The organism is Psychrobacter sp. CX97 (assembly GCF_057396285.1).
Genome location: NZ_JBXYJE010000016.1, coordinates 1 through 20438, shown reverse-complemented (window position 1 = coordinate 20438; position 20438 = coordinate 1). Strand labels below are relative to the sequence as shown.

Here is a 20438-nt window from a genome sequence, read left to right as displayed (position 1 = left end):
CTTATCCAATTCAACCTTATAGCAGGAATAGGTATGATTGCCTTGCAACATTCACAACATTTTTTAAACGTAACGTCTTTTAAAGTAGTACCTTTTAAGATATTACCTTCAAAGTTATTACCATTAACGTCAATAACCGTGGCAGTTTTTACTGCGCCCGCTTTAGGCGTATCCGCTGCCCATGCAGGTGTTTCAGAAAGCAATACTCAGCCATCAAGTAGTTTGTTTTTAGAGTGTGGTGCTTTACAAAAGGACTCGGCTCGATTAGCGTGTTACGATGCGGTAGCGACTGGGCAAGACAAGACTTTAGGGAATGCAAAAAAGCCGCTTGATATAGCGAAAACGTTGCAAGCTACCTTTATAGACTGGAAACCCCAAGCAGTGTTAGCTGATGAGACACTTGAATCTAATTCAAAAGTTGTCGATGGGCTGAAAGATGACTCAAAAATCACGATTAAAACGCTGAGTCCAGAAGCTCAAGTGCTTGCTAAAGTGGGGGTGACGCAAAATGCTGTAAGTAAATACACACCGTTGAGTTTGGCTTATGATCTAGATAAAAATAGTGATCATGGGTTATGGACAGCACGAAATCATAATCCAATGTATTTATTGCCCTTATATGCACATTTTGATCCCAATCGAGCACCAGTAACCCCTACTTTAGATGCCGACCCTACCACACCAGCGATAGATCCATATATATATTCTAGAAACGAATACCGTCCGCTTGAACTTAAAGCACAAATATCTTTAAAAAGTAAGATAATGGAAGATGTATTCGACACCAATGCTGATTTATGGTTTGGCTATACACAGCAGATGCACTGGCAAGTTTATAACGAAGACAATTCTCGTCCCTTTAGAGCAACAGACTATATGCCAGAGGTGTTTTTAACTCAACCTGTTAAAGCGGATTTACCTTTTAATGGCAAGCTAAGAATGCTTGGTGTGGGTGCTATTCATCACTCTAATGGCCAATCTGATCCCCTTTCACGCTCATGGAATCGTATCTATTTAATGGGCGGTGCGGAATGGGACAAACTAACGGTTGTTCCTAAGATTTGGGCACATGTAAAAAACGAATCTGATGCCAATCCTAGTGATAATCCTGATATTACCGATTACTATGGTCATGGTGAGCTGCAACTATCATATGACTTGGGTAAAAGAGAGGTTATAAATGCGATAGGGCGTTATAATTTTGATACTCAAAAAGGAGGGGTTGAGGTAAATTACTCCCATCCTCTTACCGATAGTGTCAATGGGTTTATGCAGATTTTCCATGGCTATGGCGAGTCTATCGTTGATTATAATGATGAGACCACGTCAGTAGGTGTGGGTGTGACGTTAAGTGATTGGAAGGGGCTTTAATTAATCTGCACAGTACAGTACCAGCTTACTATCAGCTCGGTATGTGGCGGGTGCAGTATTTACAAAAGCTATGTTGCCTCTGTCAAACTAACGATGCGGTTATTTCGGCAGTACACACTAACCCAAAAATAGGCTTATCAAAAAAACTATCTCAGTTAAGGTGTCTACACTCCGCATCACTTTTATGTGAGGATTGTCATAATGACACTGAATGGTTATCTTCTGTTTTTTTATTGGACATCTCTAATGTCCACGATCATCCCATTCCAATTACCGAACCTCAGCTATCCAATCAAACTACTACTCAAACTATCAACCTTCACTCGTCTACTCTCTATCAAGGTTATGTGCAAGCGGCCATAATCGCGTTTAAATACAATGAAAACCTCACTGCGCTGCCTGTTCTTGTTCATGCCATACGGCAGCTGCATAGGCCACAGGGACACCACGCCAAAAATAGCGTTATTTTACCTATGCCAACGACAAATCCGCGCCTCAGACACCGCGGCTTCGACCCAGTTTCCATATTGGCACATTATTTGTCAAAGCATTGGGGCATACCTCTCTGGAACGGCGTTAGTAGAGTGGATAATGTCGTTAGTCAGCAGGGGCTTAGTCGCAATGAGAGGCGTCATAACATTCAAGATGCGTTTCAGATAGAGCAATCTCCACTTGTTAGACATGTCATCATATTTGATGACGTCCTCACTACTGGCTCAACCTTAAAAGCGCTTGCCGCTTGCCTTAAGTCTTTTGATGGCCAGTTGCAACTTTCTGCTTATACTATAGCCCTAGCAAATAGGCAAAGCTTAACAATATAACAGACCTCAAGACTTGTTGATTATAGGCCTAGTTTATGATTGATAGATTGATATAAGGTTCAATAGAAGTTCAATGAAAGGTTTAATGGTATTTTACGGTCGTAAAATATATCTTAATTGTCCTGACTAGACATAGACATGCGGTTTTTTAAAGTTTTAAGCATCTCTAAAGATTGTTAATAGGCTTACGTCTAGAATAAGATATGAACTAAATGACGTTAGTGGAATAATTTTTGCAGTTTATTACCTTGTTATGACTTACCTTGCTGACTATAGTCTGTCTTAGAACCTGTAGACCTTATGGAAGTGACGACTTGTGCTATGTGAGATCGGTCGTCTTGTAACAAAATCATTTGTGTTAAGCTCTATAGTAAAGAATTTATTATATGTTTTTTTATAGTATGTCTATGAGTAAAATGAGTAGTGAACCCCCTATCTTTTTTGCAAAATAATATAGCTGGGTTAAAGCAGTCAGTCACAGCGCTGATAGCATTTTAACTGACTTAGGCACTATTTTATTTTATGAGTAATGACTGATAGATCTTCATGATTTGTAGACGTTGCGGTTTAACAAGATATATTAATGGCTCAGTTATATAAATAGCATATAATAAGTGTATATCATTAATAGGCTGATGTTAGATGAAACACTTGAATCGTACTCAGGTATCACGGGGATTTACCTTAATTGAGCTGATGATAACCATTGCAATACTGGCGATTATTGCGACTATCGCTGCACCAAATTTAAGCCGACAGCTAGCGAGTCAGCGCATATCCGATACTGCCAGTATTATTAATGAATCACTCAAATTTGCAATCTCTGAAAGTAGTATTCGTCGTCAATCTATTAAATATTCTATTGACACAGAAGCAGCCACAATCCAACTAACAAATACTGATTTAAATGCAAATGTTATTAAAAAGTTTACTTATAATACAAATATTGAAGTGAATGCAAAATCTAACTCAGCCACCACAAGCGATAAAACGGCAGACTTATCAGACGTAAGTGAGTTTGTGATTGAACCCAATAAACGCATTGTAAATATTGGCCAAACAGACAGTATCAACTTAGTATTTTCAGTATGTGATAAGAGGTTTTCTGACTTGCAGGGTAAAGTTGTTACCGCTAATGCTAAAGCTCGTATAACTTTACATAAAAATGGGAATTGTTCGTGATTATTTTAGCTTCAAGACAAGAGGGTGTGGGGCTGGTTGAAGTGCTGGTCTCGCTACTGCTGTTGGCGATCGCTGTGTTGGGTTATACGGGACTGCAAACGCAGGCGATAAAAGCGACAGATGAGTCTTTTGAGCGATCTCAGTCGCTGGTAATGATGCGCAATTTAGCCGAGAAAATTAGAGCAAATCCTTCTGCAATCAGTGTATATGAACAAAGGTTAAACAATGAAGTTAGCACACCTACTAAACAGTGTGGGCTGGATGGCAGTGCGATAACATCAGCTGACTTATGCGCGCCAAATGAGCTTGCAGCGGCAGAAGTGTTTAAGTTTAAACAAGAGCTGGCGACTTATAACTTTGATATTCAAATACACCCTTGTCCAAATACAGGCGGTTTAGGTACTGATGCTAGCAATAATATAATGTTTTCGTATTGCATGATATCAGCATGGGGTAATACGACGGCGACTATAGGTAGCAGCGCTGAGGTTGACACGGAGCATGCAACTATTGACTGCCTATCTGACCGTCAGGTAGACGGAGAGACAGTGATTCAAGCCGGCGGCAATTACCATCCTAAAGCGACTTGTATGATGATGGAGCTATAAGTAATGATGCCATCAAATAAACAGCTTTCAAGTAGACTCGCTTCTAAAAGATTATTGACCAATACAAGGTCAATGCCGGTTTTTAAGGATAAGTCTCAGTCTGGATTTACTTTAATTGAGCTGATGATTTCTTTGGTTATTGGCTTGCTTATCTCTGCCGCTGCCTTACAAATATTTTTAACCAGCTCACAAAATGCACGTCTTCAGCAAGCGAGTTCGCAAATTCAGGACAACGCCATTTTTGGGTTATCCGACTTACAGTTACATCTACGTAGAGTCAATTATGGAGCACGTAGCGGCGAAAACAATAGCAAATACTTTATGAATCATTTAACCCCACAAGGCGGTGTGGTGTTAACAGCGCCAGACGGCAAAGGCACCATTAGTAAGTGGGGTAGTGGCAACCTTTATGGATTGGTTTGGGGCGGTGCTGCTATTTCCGCTGACTTATTATCACGCAGTGAGTTTAGTGGTAGCAGCAGTAGCCTAGCGCAACCGACCAAAAGCGATCAGTTAACTGTTCAGTACCAAGCTGGGCGAGAAGGCTTATTTGATTGTCAGGGGAGAGTTATTCCTAAAGGCTATTATGTCATTGAGCGCTATTTTGTGCGAAATGATACCTCAGTTACCCCAAATCGTAATGGTTTAGCGTGTGCCTCAGCTATTTATAAATATGACGAAGCAGCGGCGGCAAGTGAGGATGGGTTAGATATTAGTAGGTTTACTCGGCCTAATGAAACCAAGGTAATTGCAAATAACTTAAAGGGCAATGGTACTATCGTTATGCCTAATACAGATTATTTCCGGGTACTATTGGGTGTTTCTAATACTTCTGGATTTGCCACTGATACTGAAAACTTGCGTGTTGCGTATATTCCAATTCCTGAACCAAGCGCCGTTAGCACTGTATTAAATGACATGAGAATCGTGGGTGTGCAGCTTGGTCTATTGACTCATTCAGATGAGCCGACTGCAAACCCCAAAGCAAATAGTGAGCTGCGCTTTAGTATTTTGGACAAAGATGACGTGTCTTTGAACACGGCAGCTCAAGCTGGTCCAACTTATTTGCGTAGTGTGAATGAAATGTCGGTGTTATTTCGTAATGCTCGTGGAGGGGTATAATTGTGTTGATTCAAAATACACCTCAGCAAAGAAGGTATAATCTGCCGGTTAATCAGCAGGGTATTGCTATTATAGTTGTGCTACTGGTGTTATTGCTGATTACATTAATCGGGACATTAGCGGTCAGGCAAAGCACTACGGATTTGAGACTGTCCACATCAGCGCAAGTTGAAAAGCTGTTATTTCAATCAAATGATGCGGCATTTATGAAGGTTGAAAAAGAAGACCGAATATTAGGGGCTAGACGAGGCAGTGCGGAAACCTTAAAGGGTTATATGTCTAGCTCACAGCGTGATGGTCACGAAGTGAGCTTTTGCGTGAGACCTAGAAGTGATCGGTTGTTTAGCGTATTGGAGATTAGCGAGCGTAATAGAAACGGTGAGCGTCTAAACGGCGTGGGTAATGGTTATTGTGACCCCAGTGACAGTGAGGATTATGTTAGTGAGGGCCGAGTGATTACTCAGATGACGTTTGTGCGCCCCCTTGGGAGTGATAAAGAGGCCGTTTTTTTTAACGAAGTGGAAGGTACTTATTCAAACGATTTTCAAAAGCCTGAAGATGATGGATCTGGGGGTATTTTATGTAGCTCGTTTGAAGGATATGCAACTTCTGTATTACCGGCGATGTCTAACGTTGATTTGGGCGATGCCCGTAGTTCAGGTACTGATACAGTGGCAGGTTGTTTAAAGCAGCCACGGCAGACCCTTACCCCAACCACAATAACATTAGATGCCTGTCTAACAGCTTTGGGGGTACCTTTTAGTACTCATAAACAGGTGTTTCGCAATCAGCCGGTGGGTGTGAATTGTATAGCTGATGAGTGAAGAAGCATTAAACAATGGATGTTGACGATAGATAGTAAGAACCTATATTCATAAGCTGAAGTTAGGCTAAAGTTAGGAGGTTTTTAGAATAAAATGAGACGATACAATACAAAACAAGGCAAAACTGAGTTGAATAGTTATTCTATTTATTTCAAATGTTGCCTCATGTTTCGTTAATTATTTGTGTTTAGCATAAGTTTAAAGAAATAAAAAATTCAGCAGCTTTTATATTTTCCGTTTTTGTGAAGTATAGCCCTGATTTATAGGTTTATTATTTATTGATAATAAGCTTTAATAAAAGAATCATACCCAATTAAGCCCAAAGTAATACTGAACAGTAAAGGTAATAATATGCGCCGGTTAACGAATCAAATAATGACACCTATATTCCATTTGAGCGGAGAGGGTATTGCTCTGTTAGGCTGTGTCAGTGTGTTAGGTTTGTCTATGCCGGCTACTGCGACAGATTTGGAAATTTATCAAGGGGCAACCTATGGGGATGCTTCGGTAATGATGATGTTAGATAACTCAGGGAGCATGGGGCCACCTAGTATCGAAGAGGATTATCCTGATAAGGTTAAGGTCAAGAGAGTTCAAAAGAGTTTTTTTGAAGGCTTAGGAGAGCGTCATGTGTGCCAATCTTCTGAAAATCCCAGTATTCAACATGATGTCAAAGAGGAGATGATAACAAAGAATTTATACGATGATGATGGCAATATCATGGACTCCGAAGCTATCCAGTATACAATGTATTATTGTGATATTGATGGTACTAAGTACTATGATCGTATGTCACGATTAAAAACGGCATTAATCTCTTTATTTACCAACCCCAAAAGTGACGAAGCGTTTGGAGAGAATGCGGATTTAACAAAATATAAAATTGGGCTAGGTACATTTTATTTTAAAAGCTCTAAAGAAGGGGGCGGCAAAATCGATGTTCCAATCTTGGATTTAACACTTGATAACAGACAGAAATTACTCGATAAAGTTATTGCTATAGAACCTAGCGCTAATACGCCTACTGCGCATGCATACGCTGAGGCAGGCGCCTATATGTTGGGAACCACAACTGCATATGTTGATAGGAGAGGTAATGGTTGGGGCGGATTGTTATTACAGCAGTCAGATCCAGCAACTTATACCGGTAGCATCTATAACTCTCCTTTAACCACTTCAAATGCCAATCAATGCAACGGTTATGGCGTTTACTTCTTAACCGATGGCGAACCTAATAATGCCTATGACCCAAGCGTTGTTCGTGGCTTAATGCGAAAGAGCTTAGGTAATGATGCCTCCGCCATTACAGATACCTGTAAATCTGGTGGGTCTTGGCTCAGCTCAAATAATACGATTGGTATGACGACTGGGAAAAATGGCCCACCAGCTTGGGAATGTATTGGCGAGTATTCACGTGCTTTGAATAACCCAAACAATATCAAAGGAACGCCTATTAAAACTGCAGCAGTTGGGTTTGGTAGTGTGTATCAAGAACTTGCAAATTTGGATAAACGCACGACTACGATTAAAACAGCAACAGGGAAGAATAAAACGGTTGATACTTATGACTGTGATAGCAATCAGATCACAAGCCAAGACGCTAAGAACCTATGTAAGCTTGGCGAGAAAAATCAAGGTTTTGGTGAAGGCGGATTCTATTATGCGCAGAGTTCAAAAGATATTGCTCAAAGTATCATTGAGTTTATTGGCGAAGTAGGTAGTGATAAAATTGAACCCGTATCAACGGGCAATATGTCTGTGCCTTTAGATAGCTTGAGCACTTTTAAATCACGTAAACTTGCTTATGTGCCTATTCTAGAGCCAAAGCTTAATGAATCTGGGCTTTGGTTGGGTAACTTAAAAAAGTATAACATCGTGAATGCAACTTTAGAAGGGGCTAATAACAGCCTAGTTTTTAAAGATAATAAAGGACAGTTTTCTACAGGCACATGGGATATTTGGAATACTATTGAAGATACTTCAAGAAGCAATACGGACGCTGAAGGTAATAATCTTGATAACATTCCGAATGACGCGTTAAGACCTGATCAAGGCTTGCCTCAAGTTGGTGGTGCATTCCAACAGGTTTTTGAGAATAATACAAGCACGAGTGCTACTGGCTCGCGCAATTTATTTGTCAATAGTTCTGGCAGTTTGGTCAGACTAAAGGTGGATGCAAATAAGTCTGTTCGCTTTACGCCTGAGTTATCAGCTCGATATGATAATGAAGATAAGCTTAATTTATTGCATTTTTTGGGATACACAGAGCCTACTGCAAACGATATAAATAATGGCACTACTCTCGAGTCATCGCATAATAAATGGTCTAAAAACATAGGCGGCGTCTTACATTCTGTCCCTCAGCTTGTAACCACTGAAATCAAGTTGGATGGCGAAGGTAAGTTTATTGATGGTACCCGTAAAGATTATTTAATTTATGGTTCGATGGATGGCGCATTGCATATGTTAGATGATACCTCGGGTAAAGAGGTATTCAACTTTGTACCCAAACAAATTTTGGATCTACAGTCCAAAGCGCTAACCACATCAGGCACGACAGCAAGTGGGCGTATACCTTACGGTGTGGATGGGCCATGGTTGACCTATACTTCGTACTCCACCAAGACAAACACTAAAGACGGCATCACGACAAACCTCTATAAGTCTGATCAAATATTTGCAATGGGCGGTTTGCGTATGGGTGGCTCAATGTACTATGGGCTTGATATTACAGATGTCAATTCGCCCAAAATGCTATATAGCGTCGGCTCAACCTATGCCAATAAGCTTGAGAATCTCACGGCTACGGCTCAGGGCGTGAAAAATGACGTTATTAATACGGATGCTGCAACTCAAACGCCAGAGCAAACAGCATTTTCTCGTATGGGACAAACGTGGGCAAAACCTGCCATTGGCTATGTCAAAAGTGGTGGAAAACGGGTTATGGTTAACTTTTTGCCAGGGGGTTATGATGCGTGTTACGAAGACCCTGCCTTTAAATTGAATATGATAGGTCATAAAAACAGTAGTTGCGATAGTAAAGCGCAAGCACAAGGTAATGCCATCTATATGGTGCAGGTAGGGGTGGAGCAATCTCGGGCCAACAAAAAAACCTATTTCGCCAGCGGTTCAGATAGCGGGAAATTATTATGGTGGGCAAGTAACCGCGGTGCTAGCACAAATGGTAATATCAGTACGCTTCAATATACCAAGGCAGATGATTTAAAACACAGTATTGTCACTCAAGTGCGTGTTATTGATCGTAACTATGATGGCTTAACAGACCACATTTACTTTGCAGACTTAGGCGGTCAAGTTTGGCGAGTAGACATTAATAATAATAAAGACACCAATAATTTTCAGGTTGATCGGGTTCAAAAAATACTAGATGTTAGTGATCAGGTCAGTAATAATGAGGCACTGCCTCGTTTTTATGAGCGTCCTTTAGTGACTTTTTATAATGGAGAATACGCGTTTCAAGACAATAATAATGTTAAGGGCAGTTATAAAGGCGTCATGGCGCTCGTGACTGTTGGCACAGGCGATCGCAGTAATCCAGTGTCATCGGTCCGGAGTACTCCAGATGCCCTGTACAGTATCATCGATAAAGATGTGACCCGTACCGATTTGTTTGACTATAGTCACTCTAGAGCCAATAATATCGGCCTACGTACGCCTACGATACAAGTAGGTAAAAATACAGGGGATTCTAATAAACTGGCTAAATTGTCTTTTAGTGACAGTGATATTGGGCCTGATGGTATAAAGATCAAAATGAAAAGCAATAAGGCGCAGGGGTGGTATCTCCCTTTTACCCATTGGATGGGAGAGGAGGTTGCTGGTAATAAATACAAGATTAAAATGATGAATGAACCAGATGCGCTGGCGAGTGTACTGATTACCTCTTCTTACAACCCTGATGTGGGTAACACGGCTGCTGAGTGTAGTGCGGGCGTAATTGGTAGTACACAAAGAGAGCGAACTTGCCTACCTTATGGCGCTTGTGATGATAATAAAGCAACCCCTAGGGCCTATTCTCTGGGCGGTATAGGCATTGCAGATAACTTTATTACTCAGTTTAATGATACGCCGCTGTTTACAAGTATGAAAGCATATTGTGTAGGGGCAGAGTGTCAGCCAACGCTCACTTGTCCAAACGGTAATTGTAAAGACGTTTTAGTAGATTCTGAGTGTGAAGGTAGTGAGTGTAGTAAATTTAATAAATGTAGCGGATTAAGCTGTTTAACAGATGCCAGTATCAATACTGATGAAAGCCTTAACCCACTTGAGTGGATGGAGTTTTAGTGGTGGGTATAACGATCAGAAAAGACCTGTTCCAGCAGAGTAATACGAGATCTGATCAGTATGGTTTTACTCTGATTGAGCTGATGATTACTGTCGCTATTCTGGCTATATTAGCGTCAATTGCCATACCGAATTATCAATCGTACTTGATCAAGAATAGAGAAGCGGAGCTACAAAATAAGCTACTGTCTTTATCAATTGAATTAGAGCAGTGGCGTGCAAAAGCCTTGTCATATAGTGGGTTTGTACCCAAGTCAGGCTATGCAGCAACTGTGGGCACGGTAAATTACCCCACCACTGATCCGCAATATATTATTACGATCGGTCAGCTCATTGATAATTCAGGATCAGTGAGTGTGGTCCCGCTAAATGATGGTCAAGTGCGAGGAAACAGTTGGGTAATGATGGCGGCTCCTAAGGAGAGTAACTCAGACAAACGCTATTTTAAATTAAACAGTCAGGGGCTACGATGTGTTAATAATGTGGCGTTTGATATTACCGATGCTGGTTGCGGTGCGGGGCAACTCTCATGGTAAATTTCTGGCATAGCAAACCGATAAATAATGGTATTAGCGGGTTTACTTTAGTTGAATTAATGATTGTGGTGGCAGTGATTGGTATTCTGTCATCGATTGCGTATCCGAGTTACCTTGGCTATCGTGAAAAAGCCATTAGAGCAGATGCTATGGCAGAGCTACAGCAGGTTGCAGGTCGTATTGAAGCGCAGAAAATAAATTACAAGCGCTATGATAAAATTCCTTTAACGGCTATATTTTCTTCGACGCTACAGGCTGATGGTAGTATTAAATTTCCTACTTCTGATAAGGCGTATTATCAAATTAGTGTCGCCCCAATTGATACAACTAAAACCCCAGTTACACTAAATGGAGAGCGGTGGAAGCTATCTGCTACACCAATTGCTACAGAGCGTATGGCAAATGATGGCGTTATGACACTTGACTATACCGGTGTCAGGTGTCGTGCTGATAAATGTGGTAAAAGTGATGAATGGCGTCAATAAAATGAATTATTAAGATGTATATCATATGCTATAGGATTAGTGACAGGCTACACTAATAAATGAATAATTTTAATATGTATGGTGTTATTCATTAATAATTCTTATTTAAAAACAAAGAGTTATGTAAATATCTTAGAGTGTAAACAAACCAAAAAAATCGATGGAAAGAAGAAAGCTATACTAAAAAAGACAAAAAATGTTAGTTTTTGACATAAATTGTCAGGTGGTAAGCTTATATAGTTACCTTAAGTACTTTTATTAAAGAGCATTGTTGACAAATCAGGTTTATTAAATACCAGAATTATAGTAAGGGTATAATCAGGATTTAATAATAGTGCTGCTATTAATAAAAAAATGTTTAATAAACCAGCTAAGTTATTGTATTCAATGAATATTTTTTTAAGAGAAAAAGCTATGTTAAAACTTGGCATGACAAATGCACTATTATGGACATAACTTAAGGATATATATGCTACACAAGCTAAATATACATAGGTGTGGCAAAGAATATAAATTGAACCACTAATTGAGCTACTAACTAATAAGTGAGTTCAATTTATCTAAAATATTTATTTTATGAATTTAACCATAGATTTAAGGCACTATTATGAACAATGCTACAAAAAATACGCAACAAGGTTTTACCCTAATCGAATTAATGATTGTTGTGGCAATTATCGGTATTCTTGCGGCAATTGCTATCCCTGCATATCAGGATTATTCAAAGCGCTCTGCTAATAATGCATGTTTGGCTGAAGCTAGATCTGCCACAGGAAAGATATTAGTTGATTTACAAGATCCAGCTACCGCTAGTAGTGCTTTGAAGCTAGACACAGGTTTTAATTTTTCAGCTTGTACAGGTGCGACAATTAGTGCAGCAGCAGATGGTAATAATCCTGCAACCACGTTTCCTGCTACTGTTTTAACCTTAACAACTGAAGAAATTGCATTTACCCCTAAAGCGCCAGGTAATTTATTTGTTGAATGTAACATTACTGAAGGTGGTAACTGTGAAGTAACAAACAAATCAATTACTGGTCGTTAAGATTGAATACCATGTAATAGCAGACCTCTAAATTTTTAAGGATGGGTCTAATAAAGCCAAACATGAATGTTTGGCTTTCCTAATTTTACTCATGAATTATATTTTTTAAATATGTAAAAAAGGCTGAGCAATAAATGCTCAGCCTTTTTTGTTTTTAGCTTTCAAGGTATATTTAAATCTCTATCGCTCTAAATACTGTATCTTACCTTCAGCACCATCCCACTTTTCCGCCTCAGGTAATGGGCCTTTCATTTCAGTAATATTTGGCCATTCTTCGGCGAGCTCAGCATTTAACTCTATAAACTCTTCTTGACCCTTAGGCACCTCATCTTCAGAAAAGATGGCATTAGCAGGGCATTCTGGCTCACACAACGCGCAGTCGATGCACTCATCTGGATGGATAACCAAAAAGTTTGGCCCTTCGTAAAAGCAGTCCACAGGGCAGACTTCGACGCAATCGGTATATTTGCAGCGGATGCAGTTATCAGTGACAACAAAAGTCATAGCGAGCTACCTTTCTTAATAGAAGTTACCTTAACGCAGTACTGATATTAGCTACCGTGGCTACTTAACAATTAAATAATGACTGCGCTTTTCGATACGAATTAGAGATGGAAAATTGAGTCATATTAGTCATATTAAATGTTAAGTGGCTGAACCGCTAGGGTAAGTGTGTGTTATGAGAGAGTTATAAAATTATATCAAATTCTAATTTAATCAGCGCAGTAATCCGTTATTTAAAATCTGCCACCTAAACGGAGTAGCAAGACATAACATTAAAGCAATATTTAAGTTAGGGGCGTATTTTACCTTGTTAAGCCGAATTTAACAAATCTAACTAGTCGGTTGATAAGCCTTGTTTTAAGCTATAAATGAAATCTAATGCTTGCTTGGGGGTTAGTTCATCTGGGTTTAGTGCTTTGAGCTGATCAATGATCTTTGTAGCCTTATGATTACTAGGGTTAGCATCGTTTTTTAAGTGTCTAGTCTCATCAGTCATTGAGTTAAATGTATCTAAGCTAAGCGGATTTTTTACCAGCGATGTGAGCGATTTATCCGTTACAATATTACGCTTATTGTCCTCATCAGCATAAGCTGTCTCTAATTGAGCATAACGATTATCGGTATGGTTTTTTGGATTGTCTGTCACGTTGCTTAGCGGATTTAAGGCAGCATGTTGTTGCAAATAGTACTGTGCCGCATTTAAAACCCTATCGGGTATACCAGCCATCTTTGCTACGTGTAAGCCAAAGCTTGAGCTGGCAGCGCCTTCTTTAATTTTATGCAGTAATAACAGTTGACCATCAATATGGCTAGCAGCGACATGTACGTTTCTTATACCTTGAGCTGCTCTTTTAGCGTTTTTACGTGTTACTTCATCTTTTGTATTGGCTATTAATGAGTTTTCTAGCTGATTGTCTAATAGGCTTGGTAATTTATTGTCTGTTTGATTTTTTAATTTATGTTCTAATTGAGGTTCTAATTGATTTTTTGACTCATTTTGCAAGCTGTTGGATGGGTTTGGTTGATGGGCAAGTTCTGTTAGCTCAAAATAATGTGTCGCAAATAGCGTTAGGCTGCCCATCTCGCATAATTGAAGGGCGCAAGCATGGGCAATAGCCAACCCATCGGTCGTTGAAGTGCCACGACCCACTTCATCCATCAATACCAGAGAGCGATTGGTCGCTAGGTTCAATATTTGTGCAGTTTCAATCATCTCTACCATAAAAGTTGATTTACCCCCTGCTAAATCGTCGGCTGAGCCAATACGGGTAAATATACGGTCTATATCTCCAATAGAGGCATAGTCTGCTGGCACAAAACTACCGCAACAGGCCAGCAAAATAATGAGCGCAGTTTGGCGCATATAGGTTGATTTACCACCCATATTAGGTCCAGTAATGAGCAATAACCGTTCAGGATAGTTCGCTGTCCCTAACTGGCAATCATTTGCGACAAAATGCTCGCTTGTGGGATGTGTCGCCCTTGTATTTTCTGTGTTTATATGATCATTTAAGGGTTTGGATTTGAATTGTGGCTTCGACATCGCCTCTACAACTAGGTGGCGACCCGCCTTGATATCAATATGGGTAGAGTGCTCATCATGACGAGAAGGCCCCTTTAACGTGTCTAAATTGGCCGCTGTATTTCGGTTTAAATGTGGTCGTATCCAGCGGTTATCTTTAGCAAGTATTGCCCAGTTAAGCAGCACATCAAGTTGTGCTACTGCACTGCTTAAACGCTGCAAATGGCTGAGTTGCTCACTTAGTTTGGTAAGCAGGGCTTGATACAGTGCTTTTTCACGGGCTAGGGCATTGGTTTGAGCATCTAAGTAATCAATCTCAAGCGTTTTAAGCGCGTCTGTTATAAAGCGTTCGCTGTTTTTTAGGGTTTGTCTGCGGATAAATTCTGTAGGTGCCTGTGTGGCCTGCATTTTTGGCAGCTCAAAATAAAATCCACTGACCTTATTAAAGCCAACTTTTAGACTCGGCAACCTGTACTGCTGACGGGCATCCTCTGCCATGCTGTCAAGTGTCTCTTGGATATTATCATGCAAGTGCACCAGCCTATCAAACTCCTCATCGTAGCCTGTGGCTATCATGCCCCCTTCTCGAATATGGGCTGGCGGCTCGGGTACAATGGCCTGATCGAGTAGGGTGGCTATCTGTAATAGCTCAGTATGCTGGTGGGGAAGCTGCAGGGCTAACAGGGGCAATAAACCTGTTTGCAAATTATCCAGCCCTAAGTTTATTAGAGTGAGTGATAGTTGCTCACTGGCATAAATACTGTCTGCTAAGCGCCTTAAATCACGTGGTTTAGCACTATTTAAGCCAATACGGCTGCTAATGCGTTCAATATCGGCAATGTCTTTGAAGGCTTCTTGTAGTGTTGTTAAGGACGATGACGATAATTGATTGAGCCACTCAACCGCATCAAGACGCAATGCTAATGTGTCATACGCTGAGGCAATACGCAGAGGACGTTTTAGCTGATTTACTAATAAACGCTTTCCCATTGGGGTTTGACAATGATTGACCACCGTCAGTAGACTGGTCCCATTTTGGCTAACTGGCGCAAATAACTCTAGATTGCGGCTGCTGATATCGTCAATAATAAGATAATCATCCTCACGCTCTACGATAAGCTCACTAACTTGAGGCGTGTGGCGCTGCTGAGTTTGCTGGGCATAATGAATTAATGCTGCACTACTGGTTTGTGCCAGAATACTATCGGCAATACCCAAGCCTTCAAGAGTTTGCACCTCAAATTGACGGCACAGTGTCTGGCTGGCATGCTCGCTATGAAAGTCACTAGCGGCAACACTAATAACAGGACACGACAAACACGTTTGTAACCAGTGTCGCCAGTCATCATTCATCGTTTCAGGAATGATGACCTCACTGGGTGCAAAGCGAGTCAGCACAGTTAACAAGTGGTGTTGTAAGAGCTTTGCCGCCTGTTCAGTGGTTTTATAGTGTTGATTTGGGCTAATATTGGCAAGTTTGATGGTTTGAGTGCGAATAGTCCCAGCATTTAGGTCTAACTGGCTGATCCCTGCTTGCCATTTATTAAGCTGTTTTTTATTAGTATGTATATCTATCGCCACCACACTGGGGGTATGATTTGGCGCGATGAGTGCATCGTCAGTCAGTGTTCCTGCTGTGAGTGTCTTCACTACTTCACGGCGCATAATGCCTTTAGCAGTAGGTTTACTGGTGTCGTCTAATTTGCTATTAATGTCCTCTATATCTTCAATCTGTTCGCAAATAACGACAGTTTGACCCGCTGCAATAAGCCTTGCCATATAGCTTTCAGCAGCATGAAACGGCACGCCTGCCATTGCAATATTGTTACCTGCTTTGTCGTTACCGCGCCGGGTTAAGGTGATATCTAAAATATCGGCTGCGCGCTGTGCATCTTCAAAAAACAGCTCATAAAAATCCCCCATACGGTATAGTAAGAGCGCATGGGGGTATTTAGCCTTCAAGGTTAAATACTGCACCATCATAGGTGTGTGGTTGGCTAAATTGTATTGAGTACCAGCGATATCAATAATGTCGGGATTATTTTCGCTTTCTTCTAAACACAGTTGAGTTTGTGCGGGGTTGGTAGCGGTAGGCATAACAGGGTGGTTCATAGAGTAAATCAAGTGGTATTAAAGTGAGTATGTATTCTAACATTTATAAGCATATTTATATTGCTATTATAAAGAAGAATATAGTCAAAGTCGTTCTAAACGGTTGGTTGTAACCTTTGCTTATAGTGCCAGCTTTTGCTTATAGTGGCAGTTTTGTCAACCCACTAATACCCACGCTTAGTTGGGTTTCATCAATTTGAGATTATCTTGTTGATTACCTATTAGATAGAGTATCAACAAGATAATCAATAGGCGGCTAAAAAGGGTTTAAACTGAGGCGTCATAAGCCAGTTGATTAAATGATAATTTTGATTCATTTGCCCTTGTATCTATCAATACTGTTACCATATATAATACATAAAAAAATTTTACAGTAGGTGTGCAATGATGTGCATCACTGACACGAGAATTAGGTTTACGAAGATATGTTGTCAAAAATAATTGGAAGCGTCATTGGAACAAAAAACGATCGCGAACTAAAACGTATGCGTCAAATTGTCGCTAAAGTTAACGCGCAAGAAGATGCAATATCTGCTTTATCTGACGAGCAGTTACGTGACAAAACCGCAGAGTTCAAGCAGCGCTATGATGATGGCGCGAGCTTAGATTCATTGTTACCAGAAGCTTTTGCTGTGTGCCGCGAGGCGTCTAAGCGTCAGTTAGGGATGCGCCATTACGACGTTCAAATTATTGGCGGTATTACTTTGCACGAAGGTAAGATTGCCGAAATGCGTACGGGTGAAGGTAAAACGCTAATGGCAACCTTAGCCATCTATTTGAATGCCCTTAGTGGTAAAGGTGTGCACGTTGTGACGGTAAATGATTACCTTGCTGCTCGTGATGCTGACCTAAACCGTCCGTTGTTTAATTTTTTGGGAATGACAGTAGGGGTTATTTACTCTCAGCAGCCTCCACACGAAAAAGTAGAGGCCTATCAAGCGGATATAACATATGGTACTAATAATGAATACGGCTTTGATTACTTACGTGACAACATGGTATTTAGTCTAGCCGAGAAAAAACAACGGTCGTTAAATTTTTGTATTATCGATGAGATTGATTCGATTTTAATTGATGAGGCTCGTACACCGCTTATTATTTCGGGTCAAGCCGAAGACTCAGCAGCGACTTATACGCTTATTGATACTATTATTCCGCTGCTGGATCGTTCAACCGATGAAGAGGCGAATAAAGAGAACGAAGATGGCGATTTCTGGATTGATGAAAAAAACCGCCAGATTGAAATTAGTGAGAAAGGCTACGAAAAAATAGAATCTTTCTTGGTAAGTGTTGGCGAGCTTGGCGAAAATGAAAGTTTGTATAGTCCTGCTAGATTGCCGTTACTCGCCCATGTGCAGGCAGCGATTCGGGCGCACCATATTTTCGTCAAGAACGTCCACTACATTGTTGATGAAGGTGAAGTGGTTATTGTTGATGAAAATACCGGTCGTACCATGCCAGGGCGTCGGTGGTCAGATGGGTTGCATCAAGCGGTTGAAGCCAAAGAAAAAGTTGAAATTAAGGCAGAAAACCAGACGTTAGCTACCACCACTTTCCAAAACTATTTTCGCTTATACGATAAATTATCAGGCATGACAGGGACGGCTGATACCGAAGCGGCAGAGTTTAAATCAACTTATGATATTGATGTGGTGGTTATTCCAACGCATAAGCCTATTGCCCGTATTGACTTAGATGATCAAATCTTTTTAACCAAGCTGGGTAAATATAAAGGTATTATCCGTGAGATTAAAGGCATTCAAGAGAAAGGCGCCCCCGTACTTGTAGGGACAGCTACTATTGAAGCCAGCGAGGAGCTGTCTTATTTGCTTGATCAGGAAGGCATTAAACATAATGTATTAAATGCTAAGCAGCATGAGCGTGAAGCGGAAATTATTGCTCAGGCAGGTAGCCCACGTGCGGTGACAATTGCCACTAACATGGCGGGGCGTGGCACAGATATTATATTAGGGGGTAATTGGCAAGCTCAAATTGTTGATCCTGAAAACGTGAGCCCTGAGGAAATGAATCGGTTAAGATCGGTTTGGCAGAAAAAGCACGATGAAGTAATCGCAGCGGGCGGATTGCATATTATTGGTTCTGAACGTCATGAGTCACGTCGCATTGATAACCAGCTACGGGGTCGTGCTGGTCGTCAAGGGGATCCTGGTCAGTCGCGCTTCTTTTTATCGCTTGAAGATGATTTAATGCGTATTTTCGCAGGTGACCGTGTGGTTAATATGATGCGGGCAATGGGGCTTAAAGAAGACGAGGCCATTGAGCATAAGATGGTATCTCGCTCAATTGAGAACGCACAGGGTAAAGTGGAAAGCCGTGACTTTGATGCGCGTAAAAATCTACTTAAATATGACGATGTCGCAAACGAGCAGCGCAAAGTTATTTACTCACAGCGTGATGACTTACTGGCAGAAGCAGATCTTAAAGAAACTATTGAGGCGATGCACCGTGATGTTTACGATGCGTTAATTAGTCAGTTCGTGCCGCCAGGATCTATCGATGACCAGTGGAATATTGATGCTTTAGAAGATGAGTTAGAAAGTGAATTTAAATACTATATGCCTATCAATGATTGGCTGGATGAAGACCGACGCCTTGATGAAGAAGGGCTCCGTGAAAAAATCATCCAGACAGCCATAGACCGTTATCATGAACGCCGTGAGTTAATGAATGAGGAAAATGCAGCTCAGCTTGAGCGTCATTTTATGTTGCAAAGCCTCGATCGTCATTGGAAAGAACATCTAACGCAAATGGATCAGCTGCGCAAAGGCATTCATTTGCGCGGTTATGCACAGAAAAATCCAGAACAAGAATATAAACGTGAATCATTTGATTTATTCCAGATGATGCTGGGCGCTATTAAGTCTGAGACCGTGCAAGATTTATCGCGTGTGCACATTCCAACACGTGAGGAATTAGATGCGATGGAAGCGGAGCGACTAGCACAAGCCCAACGCCAGCAAATGCACTTTGAACATGATGAGGTCGATAGCTTGACAGGTGAGCACCACAATGCGCCAGAAGTAGAAGCTCGCAATCAAGGTGTTGGCAATGTTAATATGCAAGTTAACAATCAAGTTCAACAAGTATCTGCTAGCGCAGTAGGTGCGGTAGATCCTACTAAACAGAACCCATATGCTGATATGAATATTAGCCGTAATGCACCATGCCCTTGTGGTTCAGGGTTAAAATATAAACAATGTCATGGCAAGATATAAATCAATCACAATCAATAGAACCCAAATAAGTGCATGCTTTAAATTAACCATAAAATAAGGAAAGTCAATAATGCGAGGATTGAATAAAAAGACGAAGGCAGCTTTATTGACAGCTTTATTAGCAGCTAGCTTTAGTGTTACGGGATGTCAAAAGAAAAGTGCTGATGCAGATATTGAGAAGGATGACACTGACGAGGTAGTAATGTCTGCTGAACCTGCGCAGAATACGACCCCTGCAATAGTTGCTGGTGATTTGGATGCTGCCGATGCACAGCTCAATGTAGGCGGTGAGGTTGATGCTCCCAATGTTGATGCTCCCAATATTGTAGAGGGCGCTAATGCTAAAGAGGGTGTTCAGACTGAAACATTACAGACTGACGATGTGCAAGAAGAGACGCAGGCTATCGTACCTCCATTAGAAGGGGCGGAAGATGAAAAAAGCAATTAATTAAGTGGATAGTTAAGTCAGTAAATATACACATGCCACTTCATGCCACTTATAGCACTAGCCTCTGCCCCTAATTTAATGAGCCGTTTTGTTTGGTTATTGTTTTCTACCATTTTATTGAATTTTATCCATTACATCGAAGTATACGTTTTTTAGTCAATAATTGGCTATAAAAAAAGAGCCCCAACTTTGAACTGACCCCCAAAAGTTGGACGGTTTAAGTCTATCTCAAGGACTGAATTCTGTACTTCACAGGACTCAGTCCTTTAAGTTTAAGCTGAATACGCTCATGATTGTAATAATGAATGTACTCATGA

At 40.8% G+C, this 20438-nt stretch carries 15 protein-coding genes; 12 read left to right on the top strand and 3 right to left on the bottom strand.

From position 1 onward, the window contains the following. Nucleotides 1–33 precede the first annotated feature (33 nt). The 10 genes from AC2SLL_RS11285 to AC2SLL_RS11240 all read left to right on the top strand — a co-directional run bounded on the left by AC2SLL_RS11285 (nt 34) and on the right by AC2SLL_RS11240 (nt 12299). Nucleotides 34–1371 carry a phospholipase A gene (locus AC2SLL_RS11285; protein ID WP_486531793.1) on the top strand — a complete coding sequence of 446 codons (1338 nt, stop codon included), beginning with the start codon at nt 34–36 and terminating at the stop codon, nt 1369–1371. Then, the gene (locus AC2SLL_RS11280; RefSeq protein ID WP_486531792.1) at nt 1356–2192 is read left to right on the top strand and encodes a ComF family protein; all 837 of its coding nucleotides are present in this window, start codon (nt 1356–1358) and stop codon (nt 2190–2192) included. The genes AC2SLL_RS11285 and AC2SLL_RS11280 overlap by 16 nt, the downstream gene beginning before the upstream one ends. A gap of 642 nt (nt 2193–2834) precedes the next feature. Next, a complete protein-coding gene (locus AC2SLL_RS11275) occupies nt 2835–3374 on the top strand; it encodes a prepilin-type N-terminal cleavage/methylation domain-containing protein (RefSeq protein WP_486531791.1) in 540 nt (179 codons plus the stop codon). Further along, nucleotides 3371–3982 carry a type IV pilus modification protein PilV gene (gene pilV / locus AC2SLL_RS11270; protein ID WP_486531790.1) on the top strand — a complete coding sequence of 204 codons (612 nt, stop codon included), beginning with the start codon at nt 3371–3373 and terminating at the stop codon, nt 3980–3982. Before AC2SLL_RS11275 ends, pilV begins: the two co-directional genes overlap by 4 nt. 3 nt (nt 3983–3985) lie before the next feature. Then, nucleotides 3986–5104 carry a prepilin-type N-terminal cleavage/methylation domain-containing protein gene (locus tag AC2SLL_RS11265; RefSeq protein ID WP_486531789.1) on the top strand — a complete coding sequence of 373 codons (1119 nt, stop codon included), beginning with the start codon at nt 3986–3988 and terminating at the stop codon, nt 5102–5104. 2 nt (nt 5105–5106) lie between these two features. Beyond that, complete coding sequence (locus tag AC2SLL_RS11260; protein WP_486531788.1) at nt 5107–5928, top strand: PilX N-terminal domain-containing pilus assembly protein; 822 nt, start codon at nt 5107–5109, stop codon at nt 5926–5928. A 351-nt stretch (nt 5929–6279) separates the two neighbouring features. Next, a complete protein-coding gene (locus AC2SLL_RS11255; RefSeq protein ID WP_486531787.1) occupies nt 6280–10233 on the top strand; it encodes a pilus assembly protein in 3954 nt (1317 codons plus the stop codon). Nucleotides 10234–10235: 2 nt separating this feature from the next. After that, the gene (locus tag AC2SLL_RS11250; RefSeq protein WP_486531786.1) at nt 10236–10769 is read left to right on the top strand and encodes a type IV pilin protein; all 534 of its coding nucleotides are present in this window, start codon (nt 10236–10238) and stop codon (nt 10767–10769) included. Further along, on the top strand, nt 10763–11254 hold the full coding sequence (locus tag AC2SLL_RS11245) for a type IV pilin protein (protein WP_486531785.1): 492 nt from the start codon (nt 10763–10765) through the stop codon (nt 11252–11254). Before AC2SLL_RS11250 ends, AC2SLL_RS11245 begins: the two co-directional genes overlap by 7 nt. Before the next feature lie 607 nt (nt 11255–11861). Next, nucleotides 11862–12299, top strand: a complete 438-nt coding sequence (locus AC2SLL_RS11240) for a prepilin-type N-terminal cleavage/methylation domain-containing protein (protein WP_486531784.1) — start codon at nt 11862–11864, stop codon at nt 12297–12299. Between the two features lie 180 nt (nt 12300–12479). Here AC2SLL_RS11240 and fdxA read toward each other — a convergent pair whose 3' ends face one another. Next, nucleotides 12480–12803: a ferredoxin FdxA gene (fdxA, locus tag AC2SLL_RS11235; RefSeq protein ID WP_486531783.1), complete on the bottom strand. Its 324-nt coding sequence runs from the start codon at nt 12801–12803 to the stop codon at nt 12480–12482. Between the two features lie 334 nt (nt 12804–13137). After that, nucleotides 13138–16437 carry a DNA mismatch repair protein MutS gene (gene mutS, locus AC2SLL_RS11230; protein WP_486531782.1) on the bottom strand — a complete coding sequence of 1100 codons (3300 nt, stop codon included), beginning with the start codon at nt 16435–16437 and terminating at the stop codon, nt 13138–13140. A 425-nt stretch (nt 16438–16862) separates the two neighbouring features. Here mutS and secA point away from each other — a divergent pair, with 425 nt between their 5' ends. Both secA and AC2SLL_RS11220 read left to right on the top strand, forming a co-directional pair. Then, nucleotides 16863–19673, top strand: a complete 2811-nt coding sequence (secA, locus tag AC2SLL_RS11225) for a preprotein translocase subunit SecA (protein WP_486531781.1) — start codon at nt 16863–16865, stop codon at nt 19671–19673. Between the two features lie 70 nt (nt 19674–19743). Next, nucleotides 19744–20121 (top strand): hypothetical protein, encoded by a 378-nt coding sequence (locus AC2SLL_RS11220; protein WP_486531780.1) that lies wholly within the window; start codon nt 19744–19746, stop codon nt 20119–20121. A gap of 223 nt (nt 20122–20344) precedes the next feature. Here AC2SLL_RS11220 and AC2SLL_RS11215 read toward each other — a convergent pair. Beyond that, nucleotides 20345–20438, bottom strand: a 94-nt coding sequence (locus tag AC2SLL_RS11215) for an IS3 family transposase (protein WP_486531810.1), incomplete at its 5' end; no start/stop codon positions are given.